Origin of the sequence: Marinobacterium sp. YM272, from assembly GCF_050908845.1 — a bacterium.
Taxonomy (GTDB): domain Bacteria; phylum Pseudomonadota; class Gammaproteobacteria; order Pseudomonadales; family Balneatricaceae; genus Marinobacterium_D.
Map to the genome: position 1 here is coordinate 2,816,245 of NZ_CP194171.1, position 22,736 is coordinate 2,838,980.

At 57.7% G+C, this 22,736-nt stretch carries 22 protein-coding genes; 4 read left to right on the plus strand and 18 right to left on the minus strand.

What is annotated here, in order from left to right; translation table 11 throughout:
• Positions 1 to 184: 184 nt before the first annotated feature.
• From thrH to rluC, 5 genes are all read right to left on the minus strand, one after another.
• Positions 185 to 802: a bifunctional phosphoserine phosphatase/homoserine phosphotransferase ThrH gene (gene thrH, locus ACQUQP_RS12455; RefSeq protein ID WP_432695354.1), complete on the minus strand. Its 618-nt coding sequence runs from the start codon at positions 800 to 802 to the stop codon at positions 185 to 187.
• Positions 803 to 874: 72 nt separating this feature from the next.
• Positions 875 to 2,170, minus strand: coding sequence for a DUF2252 family protein (locus ACQUQP_RS12460; RefSeq protein WP_432695355.1), 1,296 nt, complete (start codon positions 2,168 to 2,170; stop codon positions 875 to 877).
• Positions 2,171 to 2,399: 229 nt separating this feature from the next.
• Positions 2,400 to 3,374 (minus strand): HTH-type transcriptional regulator CysB, encoded by a 975-nt coding sequence (gene cysB / locus ACQUQP_RS12465; RefSeq protein WP_432695356.1) that lies wholly within the window; start codon positions 3,372 to 3,374, stop codon positions 2,400 to 2,402.
• A 146-nt stretch (positions 3,375 to 3,520) separates the two neighbouring features.
• Positions 3,521 to 4,621 (minus strand): DNA-binding protein, encoded by a 1,101-nt coding sequence (locus ACQUQP_RS12470; RefSeq protein ID WP_432695357.1) that lies wholly within the window; start codon positions 4,619 to 4,621, stop codon positions 3,521 to 3,523.
• Positions 4,622 to 4,631: 10 nt separating this feature from the next.
• Positions 4,632 to 5,609: a 23S rRNA pseudouridine(955/2504/2580) synthase RluC gene (rluC, locus tag ACQUQP_RS12475; RefSeq protein WP_432695358.1), complete on the minus strand. Its 978-nt coding sequence runs from the start codon at positions 5,607 to 5,609 to the stop codon at positions 4,632 to 4,634.
• A gap of 505 nt (positions 5,610 to 6,114) precedes the next feature.
• Between rluC and rne the strand changes: the two genes are divergently transcribed.
• Positions 6,115 to 9,390 carry a ribonuclease E gene (gene rne / locus ACQUQP_RS12480; RefSeq protein WP_432695359.1) on the plus strand — a complete coding sequence of 1,092 codons (3,276 nt, stop codon included), beginning with the start codon at positions 6,115 to 6,117 and terminating at the stop codon, positions 9,388 to 9,390.
• Positions 9,391 to 9,543: 153 nt separating this feature from the next.
• On the opposite strand, the gene murB is transcribed toward rne, so the two are convergent.
• The 8 genes from murB to ACQUQP_RS12520 form a co-directional block, all read right to left on the minus strand.
• The gene (gene murB, locus ACQUQP_RS12485) at positions 9,544 to 10,560 is read right to left on the minus strand and encodes a UDP-N-acetylmuramate dehydrogenase (protein WP_432695360.1); all 1,017 of its coding nucleotides are present in this window, start codon (positions 10,558 to 10,560) and stop codon (positions 9,544 to 9,546) included.
• Positions 10,557 to 11,042, minus strand: coding sequence for a low molecular weight protein-tyrosine-phosphatase (locus tag ACQUQP_RS12490; RefSeq protein WP_432695361.1), 486 nt, complete (start codon positions 11,040 to 11,042; stop codon positions 10,557 to 10,559). The genes murB and ACQUQP_RS12490 overlap by 4 nt, the downstream gene beginning before the upstream one ends.
• Positions 11,042 to 11,809 (minus strand): 3-deoxy-manno-octulosonate cytidylyltransferase, encoded by a 768-nt coding sequence (gene kdsB / locus ACQUQP_RS12495; protein WP_432695362.1) that lies wholly within the window; start codon positions 11,807 to 11,809, stop codon positions 11,042 to 11,044. Before kdsB ends, ACQUQP_RS12490 begins: the two co-directional genes overlap by 1 nt.
• Positions 11,810 to 11,815: 6 nt before the next feature.
• Positions 11,816 to 12,007 carry a Trm112 family protein gene (locus ACQUQP_RS12500; RefSeq protein WP_432695363.1) on the minus strand — a complete coding sequence of 64 codons (192 nt, stop codon included), beginning with the start codon at positions 12,005 to 12,007 and terminating at the stop codon, positions 11,816 to 11,818.
• Positions 12,007 to 13,005 carry a tetraacyldisaccharide 4'-kinase gene (gene lpxK, locus ACQUQP_RS12505; RefSeq protein WP_432695364.1) on the minus strand — a complete coding sequence of 333 codons (999 nt, stop codon included), beginning with the start codon at positions 13,003 to 13,005 and terminating at the stop codon, positions 12,007 to 12,009. The genes ACQUQP_RS12500 and lpxK overlap by 1 nt, the downstream gene beginning before the upstream one ends.
• The gene (locus tag ACQUQP_RS12510) at positions 13,005 to 13,424 is read right to left on the minus strand and encodes an ExbD/TolR family protein (protein ID WP_432695365.1); all 420 of its coding nucleotides are present in this window, start codon (positions 13,422 to 13,424) and stop codon (positions 13,005 to 13,007) included. Before ACQUQP_RS12510 ends, lpxK begins: the two co-directional genes overlap by 1 nt.
• 22 nt (positions 13,425 to 13,446) lie before the next feature.
• Positions 13,447 to 14,067 carry a MotA/TolQ/ExbB proton channel family protein gene (locus ACQUQP_RS12515; RefSeq protein WP_432695366.1) on the minus strand — a complete coding sequence of 207 codons (621 nt, stop codon included), beginning with the start codon at positions 14,065 to 14,067 and terminating at the stop codon, positions 13,447 to 13,449.
• Between the two features lie 64 nt (positions 14,068 to 14,131).
• On the minus strand, positions 14,132 to 16,372 hold the full coding sequence (locus ACQUQP_RS12520) for a DNA internalization-related competence protein ComEC/Rec2 (protein WP_432695367.1): 2,241 nt from the start codon (positions 16,370 to 16,372) through the stop codon (positions 14,132 to 14,134).
• Positions 16,373 to 16,447: 75 nt separating this feature from the next.
• On the opposite strand from ACQUQP_RS12520, the gene ACQUQP_RS12525 reads away from it, so the two are divergent.
• Positions 16,448 to 16,996 carry a DUF2062 domain-containing protein gene (locus tag ACQUQP_RS12525; RefSeq protein ID WP_432695368.1) on the plus strand — a complete coding sequence of 183 codons (549 nt, stop codon included), beginning with the start codon at positions 16,448 to 16,450 and terminating at the stop codon, positions 16,994 to 16,996.
• On the opposite strand, the gene ACQUQP_RS12530 is transcribed toward ACQUQP_RS12525, so the two are convergent.
• The gene (locus ACQUQP_RS12530) at positions 16,984 to 17,676 is read right to left on the minus strand and encodes an ABC transporter ATP-binding protein (protein WP_432695369.1); all 693 of its coding nucleotides are present in this window, start codon (positions 17,674 to 17,676) and stop codon (positions 16,984 to 16,986) included. The two genes, ACQUQP_RS12525 and ACQUQP_RS12530, sit on opposite strands and share 13 nt — an antisense overlap.
• The gene (locus tag ACQUQP_RS12535) at positions 17,669 to 18,916 is read right to left on the minus strand and encodes a lipoprotein-releasing ABC transporter permease subunit (protein WP_432695370.1); all 1,248 of its coding nucleotides are present in this window, start codon (positions 18,914 to 18,916) and stop codon (positions 17,669 to 17,671) included. Before ACQUQP_RS12535 ends, ACQUQP_RS12530 begins: the two co-directional genes overlap by 8 nt.
• A gap of 93 nt (positions 18,917 to 19,009) precedes the next feature.
• On the opposite strand from ACQUQP_RS12535, the gene ACQUQP_RS12540 reads away from it, so the two are divergent.
• Positions 19,010 to 19,567: a PilZ domain-containing protein gene (locus tag ACQUQP_RS12540; protein ID WP_432695371.1), complete on the plus strand. Its 558-nt coding sequence runs from the start codon at positions 19,010 to 19,012 to the stop codon at positions 19,565 to 19,567.
• Positions 19,567 to 19,878 carry a hypothetical protein gene (locus tag ACQUQP_RS12545; protein WP_432695372.1) on the plus strand — a complete coding sequence of 104 codons (312 nt, stop codon included), beginning with the start codon at positions 19,567 to 19,569 and terminating at the stop codon, positions 19,876 to 19,878. Before ACQUQP_RS12540 ends, ACQUQP_RS12545 begins: the two co-directional genes overlap by 1 nt.
• A 98-nt stretch (positions 19,879 to 19,976) precedes the next feature.
• On the opposite strand, the gene sthA is transcribed toward ACQUQP_RS12545, so the two are convergent.
• The 3 genes from sthA to ACQUQP_RS12560 form a co-directional block, all read right to left on the minus strand.
• On the minus strand, positions 19,977 to 21,377 hold the full coding sequence (gene sthA, locus ACQUQP_RS12550) for a Si-specific NAD(P)(+) transhydrogenase (protein ID WP_432695373.1): 1,401 nt from the start codon (positions 21,375 to 21,377) through the stop codon (positions 19,977 to 19,979).
• Positions 21,378 to 21,474: 97 nt separating this feature from the next.
• Entirely contained in the window at positions 21,475 to 21,708 is a 234-nt protein-coding gene (gene nqrM, locus ACQUQP_RS12555; protein WP_432695374.1) for a (Na+)-NQR maturation NqrM, read from the minus strand.
• Complete coding sequence (locus ACQUQP_RS12560) at positions 21,708 to 22,733, minus strand: FAD:protein FMN transferase (RefSeq protein WP_432695375.1); 1,026 nt, start codon at positions 22,731 to 22,733, stop codon at positions 21,708 to 21,710. The genes nqrM and ACQUQP_RS12560 overlap by 1 nt, the downstream gene beginning before the upstream one ends.
• Between the last annotated feature and the right edge of the window lie 3 nt (positions 22,734 to 22,736).

Consider the following 22,736-nt stretch of genomic DNA (forward strand, 5'->3'; position numbering starts at 1 on the left):
AGCCATATGGCTTCCCCCGCAGGAGGCACGACCTCGTGCCGATTGAAGCTGCGACGATAGATGTTTAATACGGCATGGCTCATCGCGACGGGGGCGTCGCTCCTCCTGCCTAAAGCATGGACTGCGCCCCCCATTACAGGAGAAGCAACCCCGTGCCGGTTAGTGTCGGCACGGGGCCTGTAACTTAAAGGCTTAGCGGGCGATTGCTCGCCTTGATGAACTCTTTCTTCAGATTATCGTAGCTGTGAACCGCCGGAAACTGCGGAAATTCGGCAATCACATTCTCCGGTGCGTGGAACAGGATACCGGCCTCGGCCTGTTTCAGCATGGTGGTATCGTTGTAGGAATCACCGGCGGCTATTACACGGTAGTTCAGCAGCTGAAAAGCGCGCACCGACTGACGCTTGGGGTCCCGCTGACGCAGGGTGTAGTCGGTAATTCGCCCATCGGCATCAACTTCCAGCTTGTGACACAGCAGCGTCGGAAAGCCAAGCTGCTTCATCAGCGGTGCGGCAAACTCATAGAAGGTGTCAGAAAGAATCACCACCTGGAAACGCTCACGCAGCCAGTCAACAAACTCCCGGGCACCCTCGAGCGGCGTAAGCCGGCTTATCGTATCCTGAATCTGCGGCAGCGTAAGACCATGCTGATCCAGGATCGAGAGGCGCTGCTTCATCAACACATCATAATCGGGGATATCACGGGTCGTGGCCTTTAGCTCCTCGATACCGGTTTCTTCAGCGAATGCGATCCAGATTTCCGGAATTAGTACACCTTCAAGATCAAGACAAGCCAGTTCCACGCAGATATCTCCCGTAATAAGGACAAAGTGAACTGACTCTAACCTGAAGCCCCGCCCCTTTCAACGAACGGGTCAGTCCGTCCCTTGCTGCAAATAACGGCAGAAAATTTTGAAGTCACGCTGAACGCAGGTCGCGTAGGCTAGCGATATTTCAGCGAATAGCGTCCGGAAATGCTCCTTGTCTTTTGCCCTGTGCAGAACTTTGTCGGCGAAATTGTCAGAGCCGAGCGCCAATGCGCCCCGCAGATGCGATGCGGCCAGAATCTGAGCCCAGTTACAGGACATCTCCTGCCATTGTCTGGTTTTTTCCAGTTTATGGACTGGAAAGTCTGCCTTGAATGGCGAGCGTTCCCTGACAGAGAAAACCTGGTCGCCAATTTCAAGCCACCCCACATAGGGGTCGGGATGACGCGCCAGCGCTTTGAAGGCAAGCGCATGACGCTCACCTTCATGTCTGTAAAGTGCATGATAACGGCGTAATTCAGCCGCATTCATTGCCACCAGAGCAGCCGGCTCGGTTTGCTCCTTGATATCGAGGATTACATCATCGTGATCGCCCTCAGCGCACCCTTCGATCAGGGCATAGTAGCGGTCACACCCCAGAGAACCTGTCCCCGCGTTAATACGCCGCACCACATCTTTAACGTTAAAATGCTGATGACTGTGACCGGGCACATCATCATCGAGTGTGTCCTGATACCCCTGCAGCGCTTGTTTAAGCAACTCGGAGGTTTCGGCATTCAAAGGCTCAAGTTTGGGATGCCCACGCTGAAACCTGCGGCCTCCCGCCTCGTCGACTGTGGTCCATTTCTCCAGCATCTTTATGCGACTTTTTTTACAGCTAACCTTCTGCAGGAATTCACCGAGCAACCCGTCCCCCGTCTCCAGCGTCACCACCCAGTCAACCTGGGACTTACTCTCGGCAAGCATCTGCAGGTAGGTATCACTCAACGCCCCTAAAGCCTTGCTGATCGCCTTACGCTTCTTGCCAGCTTGCTGCATGGCCAGAACGAGGCTCGTGCCAAGCCGCCAGAGGTCATATTGGAAATCACCGACCAGGGCATCGTCGAAATCATCCAAACCAAACCTCAGGATCGCGTCGTGACTGCCATAGGCCCCATAGTTGTATACATGGACATCACCGAGGAGCCAGGTCTGGGTATCCTTAATTCCTCCGTATAACGAAAAGTGCCAATCCCTGAAAACGTCATACCAATAAAGGTGATTGCTGCCGCGAAAGAAACTGAAAGCTGAGCCACTCATCCGGGCGAACTTCTCACTTCGCCACTCAGGTGAAAGACCCGCGTTCTGCCGCTCCAACTCACCGATAACCTGGGCAGGACGATCATGCACGAGCTCCGGAACCATTCGATTCCCCTCCATTGTAGAACCAGCCTGTTCCAGACAGGTTAAGCACGACCTCCACGGTTGTCGAACGCGAAAGCTCATGCCGGAAGCAAAGGAACACTCCAGAAAAGAATCTAGAAGGCGGAAGTGGAGAGGACATTGCAAAACGAAAGAGATGAGGCGAACCTGCTCCTGTGTCTATTTCAGAGGCAGGTCAAAAGATCACTCGCCGGATGGCTGATCGATGGGATTAGTGCTCCGGGAGCTCCAGATTTTCAAACAGCGCGTCCACTTCGGCACGATTGTTACAGGCCTGCACCTGGCGCACCACGTCGGGCGTCAAATGAGGCGCAAACAGGCGGATGAAGTCGTACATGTAGCCGCGCAGGAAGGTGCCACGACGGAAGCCGATCTTGGTGGTACTGGATTCAAACAGATGACTGGCGTCGAGCGCCACCAGATCATCATCAACCCCCTCTTCATAGGCCATCGAGGCGACGATGCCGACCCCGAGGCCCAGACGCACATAGGTTTTGATCACGTCAGAATCCACCGCCGTGAACACAACCTTTGGCTCGAGGCCACGATGACGGAAAGCGTCATCCAGCTTGGACCGCCCGGTGAATCCAAAAACGTACGTCACAATGGGCCAGGCCGCCACATCCTCCAGGGTCAGCCTGGAGACCTGGGTCAACGGATGATCCTTGGGCACCATCACCGAACGGTTCCAGCGATAGCAGGGCATCATGATCAGGTCGGCGAAGTGCTGCAGCGCCTCGGTAGCAATGGCGAAATCCACAGTCCCGTCCGCGGCCAGCTCGGAGATCTGCATCGGCGTCCCCTGGTGCATATGCAGAGAAACATCCGGATAGGCCTTGATGAACTCGTTGATCGCGCCCGGCAGCGCATAACGCGCCTGGGTATGGGTGGTCGCTATCGCCAGACTGCCCTTCTTCTCGTCACTGAACTCCTGGGCAACCTGCTTGATACTGTCGACTTTCTGCAGAATTTCGCCGGCGATTGAAAGAATCGCCTCGCCCGCCGGCGTGACACGGGTCAGGTGCTTGCCGCTACGTGCAAACACCTCAACACCGAGTTCATCCTCCAGCAACCGGATCTGCTTGCTGATCCCGGGCTGGGATGTAAACAGGCTCTGCGCCGTCGCGGAGACGTTGAGGTCATGACGGGCGACTTCACAGATATATTTCAGTTGCTGAAGCTTCATCTAACGGGCTCCCGGATTCGTAGGGAATCAAAACGTCCTGACATTATAACAACGGAGTATATGTTTAGCAGTTTTAGTTGCCAGAAACAGGAAGCCCCTGCGCTCTGCCAGAAGACGGGAGCGCAATCGCCCCCACCGGTACCGGGTTAAAGACGCGCGCTCAGTCGACGCACTTCATCCTCTTTGGTTACCAGACGCTTCTCGAGAGCAGTGATACGGGATTCAGCCTGCGCCAGCTCATCATCGCGCTCCTTAATATGGCCACGCAGCACACTTTCGCGGCTAGACGCATCTGAGGCAGTCTCTCTCACGCGCTGATTAAGGCGTTCAACCTCTTCCGTAAGCTGTTTAACTTTATCTTCCAAGCGCTTGTTTTTATTGACTTCCGATAACAGGTTGGAGTTAGCTTTTGACAGGTCACGATTATGCCCACCGAGGTCCTGTTTGGTGTTGGCAAGCTCTGCCTCAAGTGTGCTGATCTGGTTTTTCTGGGTATCGATTTTCACATCCTTGCGAGCGTTCTGCGCCTGAAGTTCGTTCACCTCGCGAGTCAGAGCCGATTCGCGGCGACCGGTTTCGTCACGCAGCTTATCCAGTGCGTTACGATAATGACGCACCTCCACTTCCATTTTCGCGTGGCTTTCGACACTTTTACGCTGCTCGTCGCCAAGGCGCTGCTCCGACGAGCGGCGGTGCTCCTCAAGCTGCTTGCGTACCTGGCTGAGTTCGTGCTCGAGATTGGCGCGTAACTGCTCTTCGCGCTTACGCTCATTGGTTTCTGCGGACAGGTTGTTCTTCAGCGCTGCGATCTCGGCTTCCAGCGATCTTGCACTCTCGCGCTCAGCATCAAGCTTGGTGCTGGCATCGCGATAACGTGTTTCAAGCTCCTGATAGACATTCTGAGAATGACGCAGCGCCTCTTCGTTCAGACGGCGACTCTCTTCTTCACCAACCTCGTGCTTCTGACGCACCTGGGTGACGCTGGCCTGGGCTTCCTGCACCGCCTGCTGCCAGATCCTCAGGAAAGACTGTGCGATTGCATCCGGCATGTCGGGCAACTTAACGCCACTACGACCGTTGATCTGCACCCGCCCGGGCAAAGCCTGCCACCAGCTTTCAACCGACGGTGCGACCTCGCTGGTATCCAATTCGAGCTGGGTAGCGATACTGTCGACGTCGGGCTTCAGGCCATTCATCAGCTGATGATCGGCCAGGGAGAATATGCGTTCGAGGTTCCTTTCACTCACGTCCAACATCCTAATCCTGCGTTTGGTCTGCGTTGTTCAGTAATTTTTCGAGCGCTCGCTCAATATCAGCATCCATTGGCGCTTCAACTTTCAGCGCTGTTCCGTCGGCCAGTTTAAGCTCCAGCGCTGCCGCATGCAGCATCAGTCGGCGAAAACCGTAACCGCGGAACTCCTGGTTCACTTCATCAATACCGTACTTGGTATCGCCGATAATAGGGTGTCCGGTGAACAGGGTATGGACACGGATCTGATGGGTCCTGCCGGTTTTCGGGCGCGCCTCCACCATCGTGGCCAGGTTGCCAAAACGACGCAGCACCTTAAAGTCGGTCTGCGACGCCTTTCCCGCCTGATCCACCTTGACGATCCGTTCACCGGATTTAAGCTCGCCCCTGAGCAGGGGCACATCGATACGCTTGTCGCGACTGTTCCAGCGTCCCTGTACCAGCGCATGATAGATTTTATGCACCCGGCGTTCGCGCAGCACCTCATGCAGATACCTGAGCATCGATCGCTTCTTGGCGATCATGATGCAGCCAGATGTATCCCTGTCCAGGCGATGGACCAGTTCAAGAAAGCGCTGCTGCGGGCGCAGCTGGCGCAGGGCTTCTATCAAGCCGAGGTTGACGCCACTGCCGCCATGTACCGCCAGCCCTGAAGGTTTGTTGATGATCATCAGGGCATCATCCTCGTAGAGCACGGCACGCTCGAGGTGCTCAAGCAGCTGCTCGCCCACCACCGGGGCATCGCCCTTCTCGGGCAGGCGTACAGGGGGAACCCTGATCAGATCGCCCGGCTGCAGTTTGTAATCCGGCTTGGTTCGTTTCTTGTTTACTCTGACCTCTCCCTTGCGCAGCACTCGATAGATCAGACTCTTCGGCGCCCCCTTGAGCGCAGTGCGAAGGAAGTTGTCTATGCGCTGCCCACCCTGATCGTCGTCAACGGTAATAAAACGCACACCGTTCCCGGTGCCGGTACTTTCATTTGCCATCAGTTATCGCTATGTCGGTTCGTTGATGCACTTAGGGTTAGCTGTTATATTCTAGCGATGCCTCGGGCGATTGGCTTTAGCTTTTTATGAATCCATGTCGCCGGCCCCTCATCCAACACATCGAATGACGCGCGGCCGCGCACAGATCGAACCGATGGCAGAGCTTGACGGTTTCGCGAGAAATCAAACCTATTTTTACGCAACGCTTTCACGACCTTCGTTTAGCATCGAAGGTCCAGTTGAAGGTGGAGACGCACGCTGACCCGGAACCTGCCCACTACGGCAGCCACAGCCAGCAACGATAATGACAGAGGTTAGCGTTTCCTCCACCGCAGATAACAGATATTTAAAGCCGGCAGCGGATCAAACGATTCCTGCCGGCTCTTCGGTAACCGTAATTGTTCAACAAACGGGCCGTACTGTAGTCAGAAAGACTGGGCATCACCCTAACAGACCGGGCAAACGACGGTGTGTAGCGTTGCGTTTTATTGAGAACGCATAACAAATGAAGAGAATGCTTATTAACGCAACTCAACCGGAAGAGTTGCGGGTAGCGCTGGTTGATGGCCAGCGCCTGTTCGACCTGGACATTGAGTCCGACAGTCGCGAACAGAAAAAGGCCAATATCTACAAAGGCCGCATCACCCGGGTAGAACCCAGCCTCGAAGCCGCCTTCGTGGACTACGGTTCAGAACGCCACGGCTTCCTCCCCCTTAAAGAGATCTCCCGCGAATACTTCCATAAGCAGCCCGAACGTGGCCAGCGCCCCAGCATCAAAGACGTGCTGAAAGAGGGCACCGAGGTCATCGTCCAGGTCGACAAGGAAGAGCGCGGCAACAAGGGTGCGGCACTGACCACCTTTATCAGTCTCGCCGGCCGCTACCTGGTCCTGATGCCCAACAACCCCCGCGCCGGCGGCATCTCCCGCCGCATCGAGGGTGATGAACGCACCCAGCTGAAAGAAGCCCTGGCCGGCGTCAACATTCCCGACCAGATGGGCGCCATCGTACGCACCGCCGGCATCGGCCGCAGCAGCGAAGAACTGCAGTGGGACCTGGATTACCTGCTCACCGTCTGGGAAGCCATTACCAGCGAAGCCAAGCGCGCTGCCCCTTTCCTGATCTACCAGGAAAGCAACGTGGTAATTCGCGCCATTCGTGATTACCTGCGCTCCGACATTGGCGAAGTCCTTATCGACGACCCGACCGTCTACGACCAGGCACTGATGTTCGTGCGTCAGGTAATGCCGAGCTACGAGCAGCGTATCAAGCTCTACAAAGAGCAGACCCCGCTGTTCAACCGTTTCCAGATCGAGACCCAGATCGAGACCGCGTTCGAGCGCGAAGTTAAGCTTCCGTCCGGCGGCTCCATCGTTATCGACCCGACCGAAGCCCTGGTATCCATCGATATCAACTCCGCTCGCGCCACCCGCGGCGGTGATATCGAAGAAACCGCGCTGAACACCAACCTGGAAGCGGCCGATGAGATTGCCCGTCAGCTGCGCCTGCGCGATATCGGCGGCCTGATCGTGATCGATTTCATCGACATGACCCCGATCAAGCACCAGCGTGAAGTGGAAAACCGCCTGCGCGATGCACTCAAGCTGGACCGCGCCCGTGTGCAGATGGGCCGCATCTCACGCTTTGGCCTGCTGGAGATGTCACGCCAGCGCCTGCGCCCGTCACTGGCCGAGTCCCGTGGACACGTGTGCCCCCGCTGTAACGGCCAGGGTACGATCCGTGATACCGAGTCACTGGCACTCTCCATCCTTCGCCTGATCGAAGAGGAATCCGCCAAGGAGCGCACCGCACAGATCCGCGCCATCCTGCCGGTCAGCGTCGCCACCTTCCTGCTGAACGAGAAGCGTCGCGAAGTCCACGCCGTCGAGCTGCGCCATGAAGTCCAGGTTGTGATCGTTCCCAACCCGAACATGGAGACACCGCACTACGAAGTCGTGCGCCTGCGCGACGACCACAGCGTATCCACAACCCATGACGCCAGCTACACCCTCCAGCCAGAAGCCAGCGAAGAGGAGCCTGAGGAAGCTGCGGCACCGGTAAAACGAGAAAAAGCCGCTGTACAGGCCGTGGTACCCACATCCCGCGCGCCAAGCTCCACCACCGAGACAGCCCCGGCACCAGAGGCTGCGCCCGCACCGGTCGCACAGCAGGCCGCTACTCAGGCCCCCTCTTTCGGTCAGCGTGTCGTTTCCACCCTGGGTCGCCTGTTTGGCATCCGCCAGGAAGAGACTCCTGCCAAGGAAAGCGAAGCCAAGCCCGCCGCTGCTGAAAACAAGGAGAGCAGCGCCCCTGCGAAGGATAACCGCTCCCGCAGCAGCGGCAGCGGCAGCAACTCGCGCGGACGCAACAACCGTCGCCGTAACGACAGTGATCGCCGCCGTTCCAACAGGGACAGCGACGAGATCATCACCGTCGAACAGGAGCAGGCCCTGCCACCGATCGGTGACAGCAAGAAAAGCGAAGAACGCAGCGACAGCGACAAGGAGAAGGCCGATGGCAGCCGCTCCCGCCGCAGACGCCGCAGCCGTCGCCGCACCGACAACAACACGCCGGACACAGAGACCAGCAGCCGTCGTGATGACAAGGCCGCAAGTGACAAGCAGGACGACCAGTCCCAGAAAGACGCAAACGTCAAAGAGGACAGCAAACCGACCACCAGGGAAGAGAAGAAAACCGCTTCCAAGGACAGCACCTCGGGTGAAGAGGACAGCCGTAGCCGTCGTCGTGGCCGCCGTCGCCGCAAGAGTGATGACCGCGTAGCGCAGCGCACACCGCTTCCGGAGTCCGAGGAGCAGACAGCAGCCGTCACAGCTGAAGCTGGCGAAGCCGTAAACCAGGCGCAGGAAACATCCAGCGAGAAACCTGCCGAAGAGAAACAGGCTGACACCACCAAGGCCAACAGCGCCGCTGAAGCGACCTCTGAAACTGCGGAAGAAGCCAAGGCAAGCGAGCAGCCAACTGCCACCGAAGCAGAGGAAGCCGTAACCGCAGCGGCCGACGCGGAGAGCACGGAGAGTGCGGAGAGTGCGGAGAGCGATTCAAACGCTGCCGAAGCCGAGGCCAGCTCTGAAGCTGTTACAGCGGAAACTGCACAGGCCAAACCGGAAAGCGAAAGCGCCACCGCCGACGCAGAGAGCGAAAACGCCGAGGTGGAAGTAGCTGCTGAAGAAGCTTCCGACAGCGAAACAGCCGAGACTGAAATGCCAAAGGCCCGGTCATCGAGAGGCCGTAAGCCCAGAGCGCGCAAGGCTAAAGCTGAAGCTAAAGCAGAAGCAGAAGCAGAAGCCGGCAACGAAGCCGCACAGGCTGCAGCTGAAGAAACAGCCTCCTCTGCTGAAAACAGCGCTCAGCAAGACGAAGTCAGGGCCGACTCCGAAACCGGCGAAGCCAGCGACGAGACCTCCTCCACCCAGGCGGTTGTGGAAGCTGCCGAGCCTGCGGTTACCGCTGAGGACAGCGCTGCCAAGCCTGAAGAGATCGCTACCGAAACCGAAGAAAGCGCGGCTAAAGCCGAGTCCGAGCCCGAAGCTCAGGCGCCCAGCGAAAGCGAAGAGCCGAAGGCCGAGGAAAAATCGGAGCAGGCTGCAGAGCAGGCGCCCGAAGAGAGCGCACAGCAGGAAGAGACCAGCTCTAAGCCTGCCCCTCGTCGCCGTACTCGACGTGCACCAAACGACCCGCGCGAGGTACGCCGCCGTCAGTTGAAGCAGGAAACTGCAGACACCGAAGCCAAGGCTGAAACCGGCAGCAGCAACGACGAGTAAGTCCCAGCTGCTCCGGCATAGAAAAGCCCGCTAATCTCTAGCGGGCTTTTTCGTATCTGGCGGGTAATATCAGGGACAAGCTGAGTCAAATAGAAGCACAGGCGTTAGACAGCCCACAGATCTGGACCGATCCCGCGGGGCCTGTCAGAATTCTCAGGGATAGAAACGAGGCTCAGGTTCGAGCTCCACGCCATAGGCATCAAGCACGTCGCGCTGTATCGCGTTGGCGAGTTTCTCAAGCTGCCCTCTGTCACCGCCACCGTAATTGACCAGCACCAGTGCCTGTTTCGCGTGAACACCTACGTTCTGCATCCGCCGTCCTTTCCAACCCAGCTGATCGATAAGCCAACCGGCAGCGAGCTTGAACCGGCCTTCACCTTCCGGGAAAGAGACCAGCGACGGATAGGCGCTTTTCAGGCGCCTGTGATCCTCAGCCGACACTACGGGGTTCTTGAAAAAACTGCCCGCATTACCCAGCTCGCGGGGATCCGGCAGCTTTTCACTGCGTATCCGGCACACCGCGTCAAACACTGCTTCAGGCTGCTCACGCTGCTGCGGTGACAGCACCTCCCGCAGCGGCGCGTAGCTGGTTACCGTATGCGGCTGACGGCTTAGCAGGAAGCGCACCCGGGTAATGAGGTAGCGGCCGCTTTCTCGCTTGAAGCGGCTGTCCCGGTAGGCGAAGTCGCAGGATCGATTATCCAGCCAATAGACGCGATCTTCAGCCCAGTCGTAGACCTCCACGGCTTCGATCAGATCCTTAACCTCGACACCGTAGGCACCGATATTCTGTACCGGCGCTGCACCAACACTTCCCGGTATCAGCGCCAGGTTTTCAAGTCCGTACAGCCCCTGTCCAAGGGAGCTTCTCACCAGCTCATGCCAGTTCTCGCCTCCACCCACGGTTACACGGACAGACTCCGCATCGAGCGCTTCGAACGCCCTGCCCTCAATGGCGAGCTGAGCAACAATTCCCGGCACTGCGTCAGCCAGCACCAGATTGCTGCCACCGCCCAGAATAAGCAGCGGCGACGAGGAACGTTTCACCTCATCGCGCAGCTCAAGCAGCTCGTCAATAGATCTGACTCGGACAAAGCGCTCGGCGACGGCATCAAAACCAAGGGTATTCAGCGCTTTTAACGAAAATCGGGACTGAAAGTGAAGCGTCAACGCAGCAGCTCCGCTTCGAGGTGCGCAAGCAAGCCATCCGATGCGGCTTCAACCAGATCGAGCACCTCCTCGAAACCCCGTTCGCCGCTGGTGTAATAGGGATCGGGAACCTCGGCATTCCGCTTGCCGGCAAAATCGAGAAACAGACCCAGATGGCCGGAAAAGCCGGAGGGGCGCAGCGCCTGCAGATTGACAAGATTCTGCTGATCCATCGCCAGTATGTAGCGATAGCGATCAAAATCCACGGGATCCACCGCCCGCGCGCGCAGCATCGACAGATCATAACCGCGTCGCGCGGCCATGGCACTGCTACGGGAATCCGGCGAATTACCAACGTGGTAGGCGGCCGTGCCGGCCGAATCCACTTCCAGCAACGCCTCAAGTTCCGGTCGCTGCGCAAGCTTGCGTCGAAACACCCCTTCCGCGGTGGGCGAGCGACAGATATTGCCCAGGCAGACGAAAAGAACCCCTGTTCTGCTCATTATCCCTCCAGCATCTGTCGCAAACGTTCCAGATCTTCCGGCGTATCAACGCCGGTCGGCGGCGCCTCGACAGCCTCTTCAACGTGGATACCGGCGCCGTTATACAGGGCGCGCAGCTGCTCCAGGGACTCGGTCGCTTCGATCGGCGCCGGCGGCCAGGCCACGAAGTCGTTGAGCAGCTTCACCCGGTAGGCATACATGCCGATATGACGCTGCCAGTTAAACCCCTCAGGCATGGAATCCAGCTTACCGCCCTGGGCCAGGACTGCATCACGGGGCCAGGGAATCGGTGCACGACTGAAGTAGATTGCCATACCACGGTGGTCGCGTATCACCTTGACCACATTTGGGTTCAGCAGGGATTCGGCATCGGTGATCGGCTCTGACAGGGTCGCAATACTGGCTTCAGGCACCGCTGCCAGGTTATGGGCTACCTGATTGATCACGCGCGGCGGGATAAGCGGTTCATCGCCCTGCACGTTGACCACGATATCATCAGCATAAAACTGCAGCTTCTTGACCACCTCCTGCAGGCGGTCGGTGCCGGACGGGTGATCGGACGAGGTCATGCAGACTTCTGCGCCGAAACCCGTTGCGCAGCTGGCAATTCGCTCGTCGTCAGTGGCAACCACCACACGGATCGCCTCACTCTGGCAGGCGCGTTCGTAGACATGCTGCAGCATCGGCTTACCGGCGAGCTGCGCCAGGGGCTTACCCGGAAAACGGCTGGATGCGTACCGTGCGGGTATGATTATCGAAAAACTCATCGGGACTCACTTCTTTTCCGGCAGGCGTTCATCTGCCGTCAATGTGCGTGCTTCGCTCTCCAGCATCACCGGGATATCATCACGTATCGGGTATGCCAGGCCACTGGTACGACAGACCAGTTCGTTGGTTTCGCGGTTCCACTCGACAGGTGCCTTGGACACCGGGCAAACCAGGATATCTAAGAGTTTCTGGTCCATTAAGGACTCCCATATTTCTGTTTCAGGCTAACCAGCTTGGTATCCAGCCAGTCATCAAATTCAGGGGCGAGCCAGGCATCAACCTTGAGCATCCAGATACCGGCGCCCGCCCAGTCACCACATTTTACGGCGTCTTTTTCGGTGATGATAACCGGAAGGTCATCAGCAAAGGTCATCTCCTCCGGCCCTATGGCGGAATGATCCGCCAGCGGATGTTCTATGGGGTCAAATCCAAGCTCCCGCAGCGTCTGAAAAAACCGCGGCGGATGCCCGATACCGGCCACTGCGTGTACCTGCCGGCTTCCGCTCCAGGCTTTCGGTGCAAGGGTCCGGCCCGTGGCCAGCTCGACCAGATCACCGCTACGCAGCTCCATGTTGGAGCCCTGCGGATAAGTGAATTGACCGGTGCCGTTCAGTATAACCCGATCGACCTCAGACAGCCTCTCGGCGGGTTCTCGGAGCGGTCCGGCGGGCAGGCAGCGGCCGTTGCCGAGCCCCCTGGCCGCGTCCACAACGGCGAGTTCGATATCACGGCCAAGGCGGTAATGCTGCAGGCCGTCGTCACTGAGAACGATATCAACGTCCGCTTTTTCCAGCAGCGCCCTGACAGCAGCAGGACGGTCGGGATCGATCACCAGCGGAACACCTGTGCGGCGGACAATCAGGCAGGGTTCATCGCCGCCCTCGTCCGCAGGCGTGACGGCATCAACAAAAAAGGGATAGTGCGGCGCCCGGGTAGCGTAGCCACGGCTGACCACGCCGGGTTTATAACCCCGCTCACGCAGACGCTCGATCAGAGCCAGGGTCAGGGGCGTTTTCCCGCTCCCGCCGACCGTGATGTTACCAACGATGATCACCGGCACCGGCGCGTGCCATTGAGTGCCGTCACTGCTGAGCCGATGGCGCCTGCGAGCACTCAATGCCCGGTAGAGCCATTCCAGCGGACTCAGCAGCGCCAGCCAGGCATCACCCCGATACCAGGCATTCTGAAGTCGCATCAGTCGCCGTCCGGCTCCCGGGTGGAAATACTCAGATGTGTAAAGCCAAGCTGGCCAGCCACATCCATCGCGGTCACCACTGACTGGTGTGGCGTTCGGGCATCGGCCGTGATGATCATCGGCAGAGACAGGTCGCCCCCGGCGGTTTCGGCGATGGCACGCCGCAGCGTCTGGGCCTGGGTATTGACCAGGGCCTGGCCGTTGACGCTGTACTGACCTTCTGCATTGATCAGCACATCGATACTCTCGGTTTGGCTGACCGCTTCTCCGGCACTGGCCTGGGGCAGATCCACATCGAGGTGGGTCTCTTTGGTAAAGGTGGTAGATACCATGAAAAAGATCAGCAACAGAAACACCACATCGATCAGTGGTGTGAGGTTGATATTGACCTCTTCGCGGCGTTGACGCTGAAACTGCACTCAAACCTCCCGCGTACGGCGGTTACTTGAAATCCACATCGCGTTCGCCATGAACAATCTCAACCAGTTTGATCGATTCCTGTTCCATGGTCAGCACCAGCGTATCGACCTTGCGCTGAAAATAGCGGTGCAGCACCAGGGCCGGAATCGCAACAGACAGGCCCGCTGCCGTTGTGATCAATGCTTCGGAAATGCCGCCGGCAAGCACGTTAGCATTGCCCGTGCCCTGGATCATGATCTCGGTAAACACCTTGATCATGCCAATGACCGTACCCAGCAGACCGAGCAGCGGTGTTATCGCTGCAATAGTACCCAGGCTGTTGAGGAAGCGCTCCAGCTCGTGGACTACCAGCGTGGCAGCCTCCTGGATGCTCTCCTTCATGACCTCACGGCCGTGAGCCGAGCTGTTCATGCCGGCAACGACGATAACCCCAAGAGGACTCTGCTGTTTGATCGCACGCATACGCTCCGGCGTCATCGAGCCGTTGCGCACCAGCTCCCATACTTCAGCAAGAAGTCCGCGCGGAATAACTCGCGTTGTTCTGAGCGCCACCAGTCGTTCAACCACAATCGCCAACGCGAGAATAGAGCAGCCAATGATAGGGACCATCAACCAGCCACCCGCTTGAATCAAATCGAACACGTCTTTGCCTCCTGTCCAGCCGGAAGACTACTTTACCATAGCCTTCGACAACCTGAGTAGGTCGTTAACCCGCTGTCCAATAACGCCTTTTTGACCTCCGCCAACGCTTTGTGCCGCACTGGCTTCCAGCCTCAAGCAGAATCGCTCCATCCTTTGCGGTATCGAGTATATCGATGCCCGATCTTTCCACCCGTTGCGCCACCTCAGTGGCGGGATGCCCAAATCGATTGAAGCGTCCGCGACTGAAGATAACCACCTCAGGTGACACCCTGTTCAGCAGCAGCTGGGAGGTTGATGTCGCACTGCCATGATGCCCTGCCACCAGCCAGGTGACCGGCTCAACCGTCTGATCCTGAATCATCACCCGCTCTCCCCTGACGCTTAAGTCTCCAGGAATCAGCAGCGAACAAACCCCGTTACTGACCCGCAACACACAGGAGAGGTCGTTATCACCTGCCCGGGTAGCCGGCGCCGCCTGAAATAATTCGAACTGCACACCCGCCCAGCGCCAGCTGGAACTCTGTTCTGAGCAAGACTGCGCATCAGGCAGGCCTGGCACCTTCTGCCCGACAACTGCCTGCGATACCGAGACCCCCTGCTGCATTGCCGACAGTCCGCCCATATGATCACTGTCTCCATGACTGATTATCAGAAGGTCCAGCTGACTGATCCTTTTCGCCTCCAGCAGCGGCTGTATCGCGAACGGATAAGCACTACCTCCAGCGCCGTACGAAGGGCCGGTATCGTAAAGCAGGCGCCCGTCAGCGGTTTCCACCAGCACCGCCAACCCCTGCCCCACGTCGAACAGCGTCACGTCAAACTCCCCCTTGTCCACCTGATCAGGGGAGGCGGCGAGCAACGGAAAAAACAGAAAAACGGCCGGCCAGCGCCAGGACAGGGGGAGCAGCTGCAGCCACCAGAAGGCCGCGGCCAATGCCAGTATCACCGCAGGAACTGACGGCGAAGGTAGCGCCAGGTATAGCCCAAGGCTGTCGCGCAGCGCCTGAAGACCGATCCAGAATGACTCGATCAGTGTGCTCATTCCCTGGGCCAACCAGAGATCCCCGGTTAACAGGACCAGCGGCAGCAGCACAGGCAGCGCCATGATCCAGAGCGATACCAGGGGAACGGCGATCAGGTTTGCGATGGGTGCCAGAAAGCCGACCTGAAAAAACAGCAGCGCCGTTACCGGCAACATGCCCGCAAAAAGCGTGGCCTGCATACGCCACCAACTCAGCGCAACTCCACCCCTTGAGCGCCTTTGTGCCAGTATCCAGAGCAATAGCGCCACAGCGCCAAACGAGAGCCAGGCGCCGGGCTCTGTCACCGCCAGGGGCTGCAACAATGTGACGGCAATCAGCGCCCAGCGCCAGCGTAACCAGCCACTCACCGGTTTCAGCGTCCACTCGCCGGCAAGAAAAATAAGCACCATTATCAGCGCACGCTGAACCGGTATCGCCATGCCAGACAGCACGGCATACATGAGCGCAAAGATAGCGGCGAGCAGCAACCCCGAGCGTCTGATACCGATCGCCGATACACCGGCATACATCAGCAGGACGCCCGCCACCCGGGCAAGCATCAGCCCCAGTCCCGCCATGACAGCGATATGCAAGCCGCTAACCACCATCAGATGAGCGGTCCCGGTTTCGCTGATGAGATCCCACTGATCACTGCCCAGCCCTGAACGGTCGCCGAGAACCAGGGCACGGAGTGAGGTTGCAGCCAGGGGTGTAAAAAGGGAATCCAGCCGATCAGCCAGGGACTGGCGCAGCCGCAGCAAACCAAACTCCCCTTTCTGCCAGCGCTCGACGCTGCGAATATAGCCCCGCGCGTCTATCCCCCGCTGAAGGTAGCGTTTTTCAAGATCGAAGGCGTACGGGTTGCTGAGGCCATGCAGTGGAAATAGCCGCACCTCGGCAGTTATACGATCGCCAGCCTGTAATAACCGGTCGCCATCATAGTAGGATAGCTGGATACGTCGCAGACGACTGAGGGCCGGCTGCTCCGTGTCGGCTTTGTCAATTGCAAGCACAAAGCTCTGTCGGTTTGCGTTTACGCGGGACAGCGTAACCACAGTGCCCGATAGTGACAGATCAACCCGGGCAAGATGATCAGGCAACCGATGGTGTAACTGCCAGGCTCCCCAGAAGAACCCCAACAGGCAGGCTAAAATAAAAATCAGCGCATGCCGCCTTACACGCCTGAAGGCGCAGGCCACAAGTGCGAAACAGAGCGGAATCCAGATATAAGAAAGCCCGGGGAGTGAGGCAACGACCCACAGGCCGGCAAGATAAGCGATCATCCGTGATCTCAATTGTTGGCTTAAAGTGTCACTCTCGGCATAATGCCCCCACAAATGTGAGTTAACGCCCCGAAAATGCCGCGCAAAATATTCAAAAAGTACATGCCGGACCAGCACAAGCTGCGCGCCCACCCCTCTCTGCGCTGGCTAGGGGATCACCTGCACGACCCCAATCTATGGCACCTGACACGCAAGTCCGTGTCGCGCGCTTTCCTGGTCGGTGTATTCTGCGCCTTTCTGCCCATACCCGGGCAGATGCTGGTGGCAGCGGTACTGGCGCTTTTATTCGCAAGCAACCTGGCCATCTCCATTGGCCTGGTCTGGCTCACCAATCCACTCACCATACCGCCGATCTTTTATTTCACCTACCGGATCGGGGCATCATTGCTCGATACCCACATCCGGCCCGACATCGATTTCCGCTGGGACCTGGCTTCGCTCCAGTCGGAGTTGGCAGCCATCTGGTGGCCTCTGCTATTGGGCTCACTGCTAACCGGCGTTCTGCTGGCCATCCTCAGTTATTTTGCCGTCCACTGGTTCTGGATCTGGCACGTCAACAACAGCTGGCGTAAGCGCAGGCAGTCACGGTTGCGCCGCTCTCGCAGGTCCAATCAGGACGACTGATCCGACCAGGAACGCAGGCGACCATCGACGATCTCCACCGCCCTGTCCATTCTTTTCGCCAGTCCCAGGTCATGGGTCACAGTGATAAACGCGGTGCCCGACTCACGGTTAAGCCTGTCCAGGTAGCTCTCAACCTCCTGCGCGGTATGACGATCAAGATTACCCGTCGGCTCATCCATCAATACGCAGGCAGGCCTGCAAACCAGGGCGCGCGCGATCGCGACCCGCTGCCTCTCACCGCCACTCAATTTGCCCGGCTTGTGCTTAAGCCGATGCGCCAAGCCCACCTGGTCCAGCAGTTCCGCCGCCTCTTTCCGCGCCTGGGCAACACCCTTGCGTCCGATCAGCAGAGGCATCGCCACATTTTCCAGTGCCGAAAACTCGTTGAGAAGGTGGTGAAACTGGTAAACGAAACCCAGGTGACGGTTACGAATCGCCGAGCGGCGCGTCTCGCTCACACGATACAGCGCCTCACCTGCAACCTCGACCTCACCACTGTCCGGTTTATCCAGTCCACCGAGGATATTCAACAGGGTACTTTTACCACTGCCGGATGCCCCGATAATGGCCACTTTTTCGCCGGCATTTACGCTCAGCGCCACATCATCGATGATGACCATGTCAGCACCTGCCTCTCGATAACTCCGATGCAGCCCGGATGCCTTGAGAACCTCATTCATAACGCAGAGCCTCCGCCGGCTGTGTGCGCGACGCGCGCCAGGCCGGGTAAATCGTTGCCAGGAAACTGATGCCAAGTGCCGTGGAGGTGATCAGGAACACGTCCGGCCACTGCAGCTGCGACGGCAGATAGCTGATGAAATAGACGTCCGCCGACAGAAACTGGATTCCAAAGCTCTGCTCAATCCAGGCAACAATATCAGTCACACTCAGCGCCAGGATAATACCGAGCAGCGTGCCCAGCAGCGTACCGATAACGCCAATCACCACGCCCTGGACCACAAACACACGCAGGATTATGGAAGGCGTCGCTCCCATGGTTCGCAGAATGGCGATATCAGCGCGTTTGTCGGTAACGACCATCACCAGGGTCGAAACAATATTAAAAGCAGCGACAAACACGATCAGGAAAAGCAGCAGACCGATCATCCGCTTTTCCAGCTGAATCGCCTGGAACAGGTTGCCGTGAGTCCGGGTCCAGTCACTGGCACTGAGCAGCCGTGACTGGGAGCCAGCCAGCTCACGCACAAGTGAAGGGGCCTGAAACAGATCGTCGAAGTGCAGCTGAATACCGTCAACCGAGCCCGGCGTCATCCGCTTAAGCCGCGCCGCATCCTCGATATTGATGTAAGCGAGGTTCGCATCCAGTTGCGCACCCACGGAAAATATTCCACTGACCACGAAGCGCTTCAGACGGGGCGTGATGCCGGCCACACTCACCGAGGCCTCCGGCAACACCAGCGTGACCTTGTCACCGATACTGGCACCCAAATAACGCGCCAGCAGCTCGCCGAGAACGATCCGGTACTCACCGGCCTTGAGGTCAGCCAACTGCCCCGCGTTCATATGCTGACCTATAATTGAAACCCGGTCTTCGTAGTCCGGATCAACACCGTTAACCATCACCCCCTGAACCCGGCCTGCATGGGTCAGCATACCCTGCGCCTGGATGTAAGGAGCAACGCCCTGAAGGCCCGGTGTAGCTTCGATTTCCGCGGCCAGTGATGGCCAGTCTTTCAGCTCGTCACCGTAGGCACTGAGCGTGGCATGGGGCACCATGCCGAGGATCCGCTGCTTCAATTCCCGGTCAAAGCCGTTCATCACCGACAGCACAAGAATCAGCGCGGCGACACCGAGCATCAACCCGAGCATGGATACCAGCGAAATGAAGGAAATAAAATGATTGCCCCGTTTGGCCGCGGTGTAACGCAGACCAACGAAGAGTGAAAGCGGTTTAAACATTAAGTACTCTAGTCCCTGATCCCGGGCTAACAGCCGGGCCGCATATTTGTTTATACTCGCACAAGACGACTTGAAAGCCTGAAGGAGCCTGCAGTGGACCAGGAGCGCCGCCAATATTATCGAATCGACAAGCCCGTTGTGCTCGACTACAAGGTCGTGTCACAGGAGGATGTCGCAGGCTCATCCCAGCCCCACCAGTTCAACGTATCGCCCTATTTTCTGTTGCAGAGTCAGCTGGCCGAGATCGACTCCGAATCCCAGCACCTGATCTACAAGATCGGAGAGTCTACCCCACATCTGGCCTCGTATCTGCAACAACTCAACAAAAAGGTCGACCTGATCGCGCGAACCATCGCAGGGAGCGAACTGGACCTTGAGTCCAGCCAACTGCAGACCATCAACCTGAGCGAAGGCGGCCTATCGTTTATCGCGCCAGAGAGCATGGAGACAGAAGGCTTCCTCGCCCTCAAGCTGGTGTTCCCTGACAACGGTTTGGGACTGCTGCTGTACGCAGAGGTTCAACGCTGCGCCAAAGTTGACGGCGGACATGAGATCGGGGTGGCGTTCCTCAGAATGCCGGAGAGCTGCCGTACGCTGCTGGCGCGACTGGTACTCGAAGCCCAGGCACGCGACCGCCAGGAACAGCTTTAATGTCCAGGACCTCTTACCCCAATAAAACCCTCCACCACTTGGGCGTGGGCGTCGCCTTTCTCGGCCTGATCCTCTGGTTCTTTGCCGGCCGCGAGCTGGGCTTACTGGACTGGGCGGTCTCGATCGCGCCGCAAGGCTACAGCGGCGCGGCGATAATGCTGGCGATCATAGTAATGATGACACCCGCTTTCGCGCTCTGGACCCTGTTCAACCGGTGGCTGGAGCGCAAACTGGGAGTCACGGGCCGCTACCTGGAAGACGAGTACTACGCGGCGCAAAACGACAAAGAGGAAAAAAAGCAGCCGCACTGATGCAGCCGATTGGCGCTATCAACTCTACGGCATTCGCTGCAGTCGAATACGAAAAAAGGGGCAAACGCCCCTTTTTTTCATCTCCGGATCCCCCTGATTCAGAGGTTATCGATACGGTTTAGACCTGCGATCGCCGCCACGCGATAGGCTTCCGCCATGGTCGGATAGTTGAAGGTGGTATTGATGAAGTACTTCAGCGTATTTGCCTCACCTTCCTGCGCCATGATCGCCTGACCGATGTGAACGATCTCCGAGGCCTGGTCACCGAAACAGTGGATACCGAGGATCTCCAGCGTCTCGCGATGGAACAGGATTTTCAGCATACCCACCGGCTCACCGGAAATCTGTGCACGGGCCGTATCCTTGAAGAACGCCTGACCCGCCTCGTAAGGTACCGCCTCTGCCGTCAACTCCTCTTCGGTCTTACCAATAGAGCTGATCTCGGGAATGGTATAGATACCTGTCGGTACTTCATTGATGTAGCGGAAGTCATCGCCGTTTAACATGTCAGCGGCAGCGGCACGCCCCTGGTCCAGTGCAGCAGAGGCCAGGCTCGGCCAGCCGACCACGTCACCGACGGCATACACACCTTCAGCTTCGGTGTGATAATGCCCATCCACAGACAACTGACCGCGATTGTTTGCTGACAGGCCGATATTTTCCAGGCCAAGATGCGCAGTGTTACCGGTACGGCCATTACACCAGAGGAAGGCATCCGCGCGGATACGCTTGCCTGATTTCAGGTTGATGATCACGCCATGACCATCGCCCTCAACCGACTGATACTCTTCATTATGGAGAATTTTCACCGCGTTATTACGCAGGTGGTAGCTGAGCGCGTCGGAGATCTCGCTGTCGAGGAAAGAAAGCAGACGATCCCGGGTATCGATCAGATCCACCTTAACGCCGAGTCCGCTGAAGATCGATGCGTATTCACAGCCGATAACACCGGCACCGTAGATCACCAGCGTGCGCGGGGTGTGGCTCAGCTTGAGAATTGTATCGGAGTTGTAGATACGGGGATGATCGAAATCGATATCCTCCGGTGTGTAAGGGCTTGAGCCGGTGGCGATAACAAAGTTCTTGCCGCGCAGCACCTCGCGCGCATTGGAATGGCCTTCGATAATCACTTCACCCGGTTTGCTGAACTGGGCACGACCAAAAAACACATCGACGCGGTTACGTGCGTAGAAGTTGGTCCTTAGCATCACCTGGTTGGAAATGACTTTCTCAGCGCGATTAAGCACTTTGGGGAAGGAGAACCAACGCGGCTCGCCGATGTCACGGAACATCGGGTTGGTGTTGAATTCAATGATCTGTTTAACGGAGTGACGCAGCGCTTTGGAGGGGATAGTTCCTTTGTGGGTACAGTTACCGCCGACCGTATCCTGCTCCTCGACGACAGCCACGCGCTTGCCTTTCTTGGCAGCACTCATGGCGGCGCCTTCGCCCGCAGGTCCGGACCCGATAACAACGACATCATAGTCATATACAGCCATTCATTTCCCCTTATGCAGTGCACTGGTACAGGTCGTGGCCCACCCTGGTTGAATGGCGCAGCCACGCCCCATTATATTTTCGAATTACACGGTTCGCTTAACGTGCTTTGACTTCGTAAGCGAGTTCTTCCGGCGCTTCGCCGTTATCTTTACGCTGTTCTTTCTCGCAGCGATCTTTATCACCGCCACAGATGTCGCAGGCGGTATCCATGCCAAGCGCATTCATTCCCCCACAGGAACCTGCGATCGGCTTACGACCCATGAGCACACCCACCGACATGGCGATGATAATGCCCAGCAAAATAACAAAGGTAAGTATCATGATATCCATCAGTTCACCTCCTGCAGAAACTTGTCGAACTCCGGCGTAGAACGCTCTATAAAGCCCTCGCCCTGCTTGATAATGAAAAATGCGGCGATCCCGTGTTCCTCGGCGAACTTTGGCCCCGCCTCGTCACCGAGTACCGTCAGTGTCGTGGCCAGCGCATCAGCCTCGTAGCACTTCGGTCGCAATACCGTCACCGATGCCAGCTTATGCGTGATCGGTCGACCGGTACGTGGATCGATTGTATGAGAGAAACGCTGACCGTTTTCCTCGAAGTAGTTGCGATAATCGCCGGATGTGGCGATGCCGGTGTCACTGACGCTGACGATACGTTCCACGTCGCGCTCACCAACCACCGGGCTCTCGATGGCGATTCGCCAATCCTGCTCCCCCGGCTTCAGACCGGAAGCCCTCAGCTCACCACCAATCTCCACCAGGTAATCTTTGATTCCCTGTTGCTCGAGAAGTGCCGCGACCTCGTCGACACCATAGCCCTTGGCTATTGCAGACAGGTCAACGTATTGATTACCGCTTTTTGTCAGCCTGTCACCTTCAACCGAAATGTTCTGGTAACCGACCTCGCCACGCAGACTTTCGACCTTCTCCTCCGACGGCGCCTTTATGATACGCCCATCGGGACCAAACCCCCAAAGATTCACCAGCGGACCGACGGTTACATCGAAAGCGCCATCACTTAACCGGCTGATTCTGAGAGATTCAGAAACCACCTCCGCCAGCTGTGGCGAGACCTCGAGACTGGCGCCTGCCGGCAGCGCATTAAAACGTGACAACTCTGAGTCGTCGATATAGGTCGACATCTGCTGGTTCACCTGCTTTAACAGGTCATCCACCAGCGGCCGCAACGTTTCAATTCGTCCCTCATCGGTATCGACCCAGCGGATGCTGTAGGTCGTTCCCATGGTCATGCCGCTGAAGCCGATGACCTCGGGTTCGCGGGAACAGCCACTCAGAACGAAAACGGCCAGCAGCAGAGCTGCCGGCCATTTCAGGTAGCGTTTAACTACGGCCATCCA

What these genes read in the sequence shown, in the direction of transcription:
- ACQUQP_RS12460 (WP_432695355.1), bottom strand. Translation starts at nt 2,170, where the DNA reads ATGGTTCCGGAGCTCGTGCATGATCGTCCTGCCCAGGTTATCGGTGAG.
- cysB (WP_432695356.1), bottom strand. Translation starts at nt 3,374, where the DNA reads ATGAAGCTTCAGCAACTGAAATATATCTGTGAAGTCGCCCGTCATGAC.
- rluC (WP_432695358.1), bottom strand. Translation starts at nt 5,609, where the DNA reads ATGGCAAATGAAAGTACCGGCACCGGGAACGGTGTGCGTTTTATTACC.
- rne (WP_432695359.1), top strand. Translation starts at nt 6,115, where the DNA reads ATGAAGAGAATGCTTATTAACGCAACTCAACCGGAAGAGTTGCGGGTA.
- ACQUQP_RS12490 (WP_432695361.1), bottom strand. Translation starts at nt 11,042, where the DNA reads ATGAGCAGAACAGGGGTTCTTTTCGTCTGCCTGGGCAATATCTGTCGC.
- kdsB (WP_432695362.1), bottom strand. Translation starts at nt 11,809, where the DNA reads ATGAGTTTTTCGATAATCATACCCGCACGGTACGCATCCAGCCGTTTT.
- ACQUQP_RS12500 (WP_432695363.1), bottom strand. Translation starts at nt 12,007, where the DNA reads ATGGACCAGAAACTCTTAGATATCCTGGTTTGCCCGGTGTCCAAGGCA.
- lpxK (WP_432695364.1), bottom strand. Translation starts at nt 13,005, where the DNA reads ATGCGACTTCAGAATGCCTGGTATCGGGGTGATGCCTGGCTGGCGCTG.
- ACQUQP_RS12520 (WP_432695367.1), bottom strand. Translation starts at nt 16,372, where the DNA reads ATGATCGCTTATCTTGCCGGCCTGTGGGTCGTTGCCTCACTCCCCGGG.
- ACQUQP_RS12525 (WP_432695368.1), top strand. Translation starts at nt 16,448, where the DNA reads ATGCCGCGCAAAATATTCAAAAAGTACATGCCGGACCAGCACAAGCTG.
- ACQUQP_RS12530 (WP_432695369.1), bottom strand. Translation starts at nt 17,676, where the DNA reads ATGAATGAGGTTCTCAAGGCATCCGGGCTGCATCGGAGTTATCGAGAG.
- ACQUQP_RS12535 (WP_432695370.1), bottom strand. Translation starts at nt 18,916, where the DNA reads ATGTTTAAACCGCTTTCACTCTTCGTTGGTCTGCGTTACACCGCGGCC.
- ACQUQP_RS12545 (WP_432695372.1), top strand. Translation starts at nt 19,567, where the DNA reads ATGTCCAGGACCTCTTACCCCAATAAAACCCTCCACCACTTGGGCGTG.
- sthA (WP_432695373.1), bottom strand. Translation starts at nt 21,377, where the DNA reads ATGGCTGTATATGACTATGATGTCGTTGTTATCGGGTCCGGACCTGCG.
- nqrM (WP_432695374.1), bottom strand. Translation starts at nt 21,708, where the DNA reads ATGGATATCATGATACTTACCTTTGTTATTTTGCTGGGCATTATCATC.
- ACQUQP_RS12560 (WP_432695375.1), bottom strand. Translation starts at nt 22,733, where the DNA reads ATGGCCGTAGTTAAACGCTACCTGAAATGGCCGGCAGCTCTGCTGCTG.